Origin of the sequence: Mycobacterium sp. E787 (assembly GCF_001668725.1) — a bacterium.
Taxonomy (GTDB): domain Bacteria; phylum Actinomycetota; class Actinomycetes; order Mycobacteriales; family Mycobacteriaceae; genus Mycobacterium.
The window spans coordinates 1-6,560 of record NZ_LZKL01000061.1; the positions used below are offsets into that span (position 1 = coordinate 1).

Sequence of the window (6,560 nt, forward strand, 5' to 3'; positions counted from 1 at the left end):
AGGCTCGGGCAAGCGGGTGTCCGGCCCGGGCTGACGCGGGTAGCCTCGATGGCATGAGCGTGAATACCAGCCCGTTCGGGCGCAGACTGCGCGGTGTGCTTGCCGGTGCTCTGCTGAGCGCCATCGCCCCGGCGTTGATCGCGTTGCCGGTGGCCGGCGCCGCTCCCGACTGCCCCCCGAATCAGACCGTGGGCAATTCCATCGACGCGTACCTGACCCGCCATCCGGACGTGAAGCAGGAATTGCAGTCGAGGTCCCAGGCGGAGGGCGGCGGCGGCAACTTCATGGACTACCTGAGCCGGCATCCGGACGTTCGCCAGCATCTGATCGATCTGTCCCAGCAGTGCGTGCCGTAGCGAGCGGGCGTCGTGGCCTGACCCCGTCGACGACGCGCGCGAACGTTCGCCATTGACGAAAAAGTAGAACACGTTCTAGCGTCTAGGCGTGCTCTCTGATCCTGTCTCCGGTCCCCTCACTTCCGCGATCGCCGAAGCCGAGCAGCTCGTCGCCGCCGCGCCGTTCATCGAGAGCGAGGCGGACCTGCTCGAAGGGCTGCAGTACCTCGCCGGCTGTATCGCGGGCTGCATGCACCTGGCGTTCGACTACGAGCGCGACCATCCATTCCTGCAGTCGGGCACGGGGCCGTTCACCAAGATGGGCCTGGACAACCCCGACACGCTGTACTTCGGCACCCGCGTGCAGGCCGGGCACGACTACGTCGTCACCGGGCGGCGCGGGACCACCACCGACCTGAGCTTCCAGTTGCTCGGCGGGGAGTACACCGACGACAACGTTCCCGCCAGCCAGGCCGCGTTCGACGACCGGGAACTCGAGATCGCCCCGGACGGCAGCTTCGAATGGCGGGTAAGACCGAGCGGCCCCGGGCAATTGGTGATCCGGGAGGTGTACGGCGACTGGTCGGCCCAGCGCGGCACGCTGACCATTGCCCGCGAGGACACCGCCGGGACCGCGCCGCCGCCGCTGACCCGGCAGATGATCGAAAAGCGCTATGCCACAGCGGGTAAGCAGCTGGTGAACCGGGTGAAGACGTGGCTGCAGTTTCCCCAGTGGTTCTACCTGAACATCCCGGTCAACACCATGGTCGCGCCCCGGCTGACGCCCGGCGGCCTGGCGACGCAGTATTCGTCGGCCGGGCATTTCGATCTGCGGCCCGATCAGGCGCTGGTCATCACCATTCCGGTCTCCGACGCCCCCTATCTCGGCTTCCAGCTGGGCAGCCTGTGGTACATCTCGCTGGACTACATCAACCACCAGACCTCGCTGAACAACACTCAGGCGCAAGCGGATCCGGACGGCAAGGTCCGCATCGTCGTTGCCGATCAGAACCCGGGTGTGACCAACTGGGTGGAAACGCTCGGCCACCGGCGGGGCTACGTGCAGTTCCGCTGGCAGCGGGTGTCCCGCGAGCTCACCGAGGCCGACGGTCCCACCGTCGAGCTCGTGGACTTCGACGGGGTACCCGCCGCGCTGCCGTATTTCGAGCACAACAAGATTTCCGAGGACCAGTGGCGCGCGCGAATCGCCTTGCGTCAACAGCAAATTGCGGCCAGGATGCTGGGGTGACGATGTCGGGAATGCTCAAGCGCAAGGTGGTCGTCATCAGTGGTGTCGGGCCGGGGCTCGGCACCACGCTGGCGCACCGGTGCGCGCGCGATGGCGCCGACCTGGTGCTGGCGGCCCGCAGCCTGGACCGGCTGGAAGCGGTGGCCAAGGAGATCAACGACACCGGGCACAAGGCGTTGGCGGTACGGGCCGACATCACCAACGACGAGGAGGTGGACTACCTCGTCGAGACCACCACGGCGAGCTACGGCAAGGTCGACGTGCTGATCAACAACGCGTTCCGCGTGCCGTCGATGAAACCCTTGGCCGGCACGTCCTTTCAGCACATCCGCGATGCGATCGAGCTGAGCGCGTTGGGGGCGTTGCGTCTCATCCAGGCCTTTACGCCGGCGCTCGAGGAGTCGCACGGATCGATCGTCAACGTCAACTCGATGGTGCTGCGGCACTCGCAAGCGAAGTACGGCGCGTACAAGATGGCCAAGTCCGCGCTGCTGGCGATGTCGCAGTCGCTGGCCACCGAACTCGGCGAGAAGGGCATTCGCGTCAATTCCGTTGCTCCCGGCTATATCTGGGGTGAGACGCTGAAGGCCTACTTCGAACACCAGGCCGGCAAGTATGGCACCACCGCGGACCAGATCTACCAGGCGACCGCCGCGAACTCCGACCTCAAGCGGCTGCCCACCGAGGACGAGGTGGCCTCGGCGATCCTGTTCCTGGCCAGCGACCTGTCCAGTGGAATCACGGGGCAGACGCTCGACGTCAACTGCGGGGAGTACCACAACTGATGGAACGAAGTTCTGATCGGAAAGATGTGGCCACCGTCGACGAACTCCGTGCATCGGCCACCAAGCTCGTCGGGCTCGATGACTTCGGCACCGACGACGACAACTACGCCGAGGCGCTGGAGGTGCTGCTCGACTCCTACCGCCGTGAGGCGAACCTTACGGTGTTGGGCAGCAAGATGAACCGGTTCTTCCTGCGCGGCGCTCTGGTGGCCCGGCTGCTGTCGGAGTCGGCTTGGAAGCAGTACCCGCAACACGCCGATGTCGTCATCGAGCGGCCGATCTTCGTCACCGGGCTGGTGCGCACCGGGACTACGGCGCTGCACCGGCTCCTCGGCGCCGACCCGGCGCACCAGGGCCTGCAGTTGTGGCTGGCCGAGTTTCCCCAGCCGCGTCCACCGCGCGAGACCTGGGAGTCGAACCCGTTCTACAGCCGGCTCAACGAGCAGTTCAATCGTGCCCATCAGGAGAACCCGGACTACACGGGTCTGCATTTCATGGCCGCCTACGAGCTGGAGGAATGCTGGCAGCTGCTGCGGCAGTCGCTGCATTCGGTGTCGTACGAGACGCTGTCGCACCTGCCCAGCTACTCAAAGTGGTTGTCGCAGCAGGACTGGACGCCGTCGTATCGGCGGCACCGCAAGAACCTCCAGCTGATCGGGCTCAACGACGCCGACAAGCGGTGGGTGCTGAAGAACCCCAGCCATCTTTTCGCGTTGGACGCCCTGATGGCGACCTATCCGGACGCGCTGGTGATTCAAACCCACCGCCCGGTCGAGACCATCATGGCCTCGATGTGCTCGCTGGCGCAGCACACCGCGGAGGGATGGTCGACGACTTTCGTCGGCGCCCAAATCGGCGCTGACGCGATGGAAACCTGGTCGCGGGGTTTGGAGAGGTTCAACACCGCACGAGCCAAATACGACCCGGCCCAGTTCTACGATGTCGATTACAGCGCGCTGGTCGCCGACCCGATGGGAACGGTGGCTGACATCTATCGGCACTTCGGCCTGACGCTGACCGACGGGGCGCGCGCGGCCATGGAAAAGACCCACGCCGACAGCCAATCCGGCGAGCGTGCGCCCAAACACAAGTATTCGCTGGCTGACTACGGCTTGACCGAGGAAATGGTCAAGGAGCGGTTCGCTGGGCTCTGATCCGGCGGCTCGGCGTAGTGACCCCGTTTCCTCGAGGCCTTCGAAGCGATAACCAAGCTGCCCCAAGGCGACTGACTCAGTCGTCGTCCGGGTGGTCCAGGTAGCCCTCGGCGGCGGCGTGCTCGATGCTGTCGCTGAGCTTCGGGCAGGCGCGCGCACGCGCGGTATCCCCGCCGGTCTCCCGAATTTCGGAGAAGTACGCGCAACGCTGCGCCGCCCCGGTGTTCCACTGCACCGCGGTGTGGCCCGGGCCCAGCCTCTTGACGGTGACCGTGACATGACAGAACCGGCAGTCCACCGGCAGCAACCCCGCCGTCAGGTAGCGCTCGCGATCGGCGCGGCTGGCCTCCGCGACCGCCGCTGCGCGTTGCGGGTCGTTCGCGAAATCCCTTGACTTGGACCAAGAATCACTGCCCGGGTCGGTGCCCCTGGGCCGCTCGTCGTGATCATGGTCCCCGTGCAGCATCAACATCGACCGGGCGAGCCGATCGACGTCGGGGACCGCCGGCTGGTCGTCGAGCATGGTCCTAGTGGTGCTCCGCCGGCACGTCTTCGTTCTCCCGCGCCTTCAGGTTCTCCTCGACCTCGGCGTTCCAGTACTCGTTGGCGCGGGTGGTGTCGACCTCGATTTCGAAGCGCTCCACCATTTCCGGCGTGATGTCGGCCACGTCGACGTAGAACTGCTGGTACCACCGGCGCAGCTGGTACACGGCGCCGTCCTCCTCGACCAGCAGCGGGTTGTCGATCCGGGTCTTGTGCTTCCAGATCTCCACGTCCTGCAGGAAGCCCTTGCTGACGCCTTCGGTGAACACCCGGGACAGCTTGTCGGTCATCTCTTCGTCCATGCCCTTGGGCTTTTCGACGATCACACCCCACTGCAGCACGAACGAGTCCTGCGTGACCGGGTAGTGGCAGTTGATCAGGATCGACTCGGCCTTGTAGCCGCCGTAGCTGTTGTGCAGCCAGTTGATCATGAACGACGGGCCGAAGTAGGACGCCTCGGAATCCAAATGCGCCTCGCCGTAGGAGGTTCCGAGGTCGTTGACGTCGGGCCGGCCCACGTTGTGCAGGTACTGCGAGGCGATGTGGCCCTCGAAGACGTTCTTGAAGTACGTCGGCAGCCCGAAATGGATGTAGAAGAAGTGCGCCATGTCGGTGACGTTGTCGATGATGTCGCGGCAATTGGAGCCCTCGATGAGGATGCGGTTCCAGCGCCAGTCGGTCCATTCGTCGCTGGCGGCTTCGGGAATCTCGGGGATCCTGACCGCCGGATCCGGCGGGTTGCCCTCGTGGTCGTGCCAGACGAACAGCAGGCCGCCGCGGACGTCCGTGGTCCACGACCGGGTGCGCGCCGTCTTGGGCGTGCGCTTGGCGTACGGCACCAGCTTGCAGCGGCCGTCGCCGCCCCACCGCCAGTCATGGAACGGGCAGGCCACCTCGTCGCCTTTGATGGTGCCCTCGGACAGGTCACCGCCCATGTGCCGGCAATAGCCGTCGAGCACCTTGAGGTCACCGTGGGAGTCGGCGAACACCACCAGCTTGGTGCCGAACGCCTGTACGGCGTGCGGCTGGCCGTCCCGGAAGTCCTTCGCGACGCCGAGGCAGTGCCAGCCGCGGGCATACCTGGTCGGCAAGGCGCCGGGATCGATCTCCCGGATGCCGACCGCTTTGGTGTCGGTACTCACCTGTCACCTCCAAGTAGTCTCTAACTAGAACACGTTACAGTTTTGGGCCTTACCGGCGCAACGAAGCCTGCCCTGGCTGCGCTTTTCAGCGGCACGTTGACGCTGGGGTATATCTAGACGATGCCGCTGTTTGCTTTCGAGGGCCGGTCGCCGCGGGTCGATCCCACCGCGTTCGTGGCCCCGACCGCGACCCTGATCGGCGACGTCACCGTCGAGGCCGGGGCATCGGTCTGGTTCAACGCCGTGCTGCGCGGCGACTACGGGCCGATCGTGGTGCGCGAGGGAGCCAACGTGCAGGACGGGTCAGTGTTGCACGCGCCGCCGGGGATCCCGGTGGACATCGGTCCCGGTGCGACCGTGGCGCATCTGTGTTGCATTCACGGCGTGCACGTGGGTCAGGAGGCGCTGATCGCCAACCACGCCACGGTGCTGGACGGCGCGGTGATCGGCGCGCGCAGCCTGATCGCGGCCGGGTCCCTGGTGCTGGCCGGGACCCAGATACCGGCTGGGATGCTGGCGGTCGGGTCGCCCGCTCAAGTGAAAGGCCCGATCGCCGGCACCGGCGCCGAGATGTGGGTCAACGTCAACCCGCAGGCCTACCGCGACCTGGCGCAGCGCCACCTGGCCGGCTTAGAGCCGATCTGAGTCCCGCGCCGGCCGCGGCGTCGTAATGCGTTTTCGCGCAGCCGATTTCGATTCGAGACCGTGCGCGTGCGGAGCACGCCGATCGGGTGGGTCTTCAGCAACGAGCCGGGCGGTGGGGCCCGGCCGTAGCGCCCCGGGCCATCCGTCTTGGCCGGACTCAGCTGGACTGGCCGGGGCTGCCGTCGATCCCGAAGGCGCCTTGGCCGCCGCTGCCACCTGTGCCGGCGCCCACGCCGCCGCTGCCGCCGGCGTTCGCGACGGCGAGTCCGCCGCCGCCGGGGCCGCCAGCTCCGCCGTCGGCGCCATCGCCGCCGCCAGTGCCGTCACCGACCGGAGTAGGGGCGCCCGCGGAGCCACCTCCGCCGCCCCCACCGCCGGTGCCGGCGTCGCCGCCGAGGCCGCCCGGACCGCCGACGCTTGAGGATGGATTGCTGCTGTTGGTGGCGCCGCCACCGGCACCGCCGGCTCCGCCTGCATCGGCCGGCGAGGCGCCCGCACCGCCGCCACCGCCACCGCCGCCGGCGGCGTTCGAGCCGAAGGCCACGCCGCCGCCACCGCCGCCGCCGCCGGCGCCGCCCTTTCCGCCACTGGTGCCGGAGGCCGCGTCGCCGCCGCCACCCTGACCGCCGTCTCCGCCAGATCCGACAGCGCCGCCGGCGCCAGTGGTGGTCGCCGTGCCGCCGCCGCCGCCGGTGCCGCCCGTGCCG

8 protein-coding genes are annotated in these 6,560 nt (G+C 67.5%); 5 read left to right on the forward strand and 3 right to left on the reverse strand.

Going from position 1 to position 6,560, the window contains the following annotated elements; translation table 11 throughout:
* Positions 1 to 53 precede the first annotated feature (53 nt).
* The 4 genes from A5705_RS13175 to A5705_RS13190 all read left to right on the forward strand — a co-directional run bounded on the left by A5705_RS13175 (position 54) and on the right by A5705_RS13190 (position 3,523).
* Positions 54 to 356, forward strand: a complete 303-nt coding sequence (locus tag A5705_RS13175) for a hypothetical protein (protein ID WP_068277969.1) — start codon at positions 54 to 56, stop codon at positions 354 to 356.
* 88 nt (positions 357 to 444) lie between these two features.
* The gene (locus tag A5705_RS13180; RefSeq protein ID WP_067873208.1) at positions 445 to 1,584 is read left to right on the forward strand and encodes a hypothetical protein; all 1,140 of its coding nucleotides are present in this window, start codon (positions 445 to 447) and stop codon (positions 1,582 to 1,584) included.
* A 2-nt stretch (positions 1,585 to 1,586) separates the two neighbouring features.
* Positions 1,587 to 2,369: an SDR family oxidoreductase gene (locus tag A5705_RS13185; RefSeq protein WP_068277972.1), complete on the forward strand. Its 783-nt coding sequence runs from the start codon at positions 1,587 to 1,589 to the stop codon at positions 2,367 to 2,369.
* Complete coding sequence (locus tag A5705_RS13190) at positions 2,369 to 3,523, forward strand: sulfotransferase (protein WP_068277975.1); 1,155 nt, start codon at positions 2,369 to 2,371, stop codon at positions 3,521 to 3,523. Before A5705_RS13185 ends, A5705_RS13190 begins: the two co-directional genes overlap by 1 nt.
* A 76-nt stretch (positions 3,524 to 3,599) precedes the next feature.
* Here the strand turns inward: A5705_RS13190 and A5705_RS13195 are convergent, their stop codons facing one another.
* Both A5705_RS13195 and A5705_RS13200 read right to left on the reverse strand, forming a co-directional pair.
* Positions 3,600 to 4,046, reverse strand: a complete 447-nt coding sequence (locus A5705_RS13195; protein WP_068277986.1) for a hypothetical protein — start codon at positions 4,044 to 4,046, stop codon at positions 3,600 to 3,602.
* Positions 4,047 to 4,050: 4 nt separating this feature from the next.
* On the reverse strand, positions 4,051 to 5,208 hold the full coding sequence (locus A5705_RS13200) for a Rieske 2Fe-2S domain-containing protein (protein ID WP_067873222.1): 1,158 nt from the start codon (positions 5,206 to 5,208) through the stop codon (positions 4,051 to 4,053).
* Between the two features lie 120 nt (positions 5,209 to 5,328).
* On the opposite strand from A5705_RS13200, the gene A5705_RS13205 reads away from it, so the two are divergent.
* Positions 5,329 to 5,853, forward strand: coding sequence for a gamma carbonic anhydrase family protein (locus tag A5705_RS13205; protein ID WP_067873225.1), 525 nt, complete (start codon positions 5,329 to 5,331; stop codon positions 5,851 to 5,853).
* A 157-nt stretch (positions 5,854 to 6,010) separates the two neighbouring features.
* On the opposite strand, the gene A5705_RS28130 is transcribed toward A5705_RS13205, so the two are convergent.
* The coding region (locus A5705_RS28130) for a hypothetical protein (protein WP_369829598.1) at positions 6,011 to 6,560 on the reverse strand (550 nt) is incomplete at its 5' end.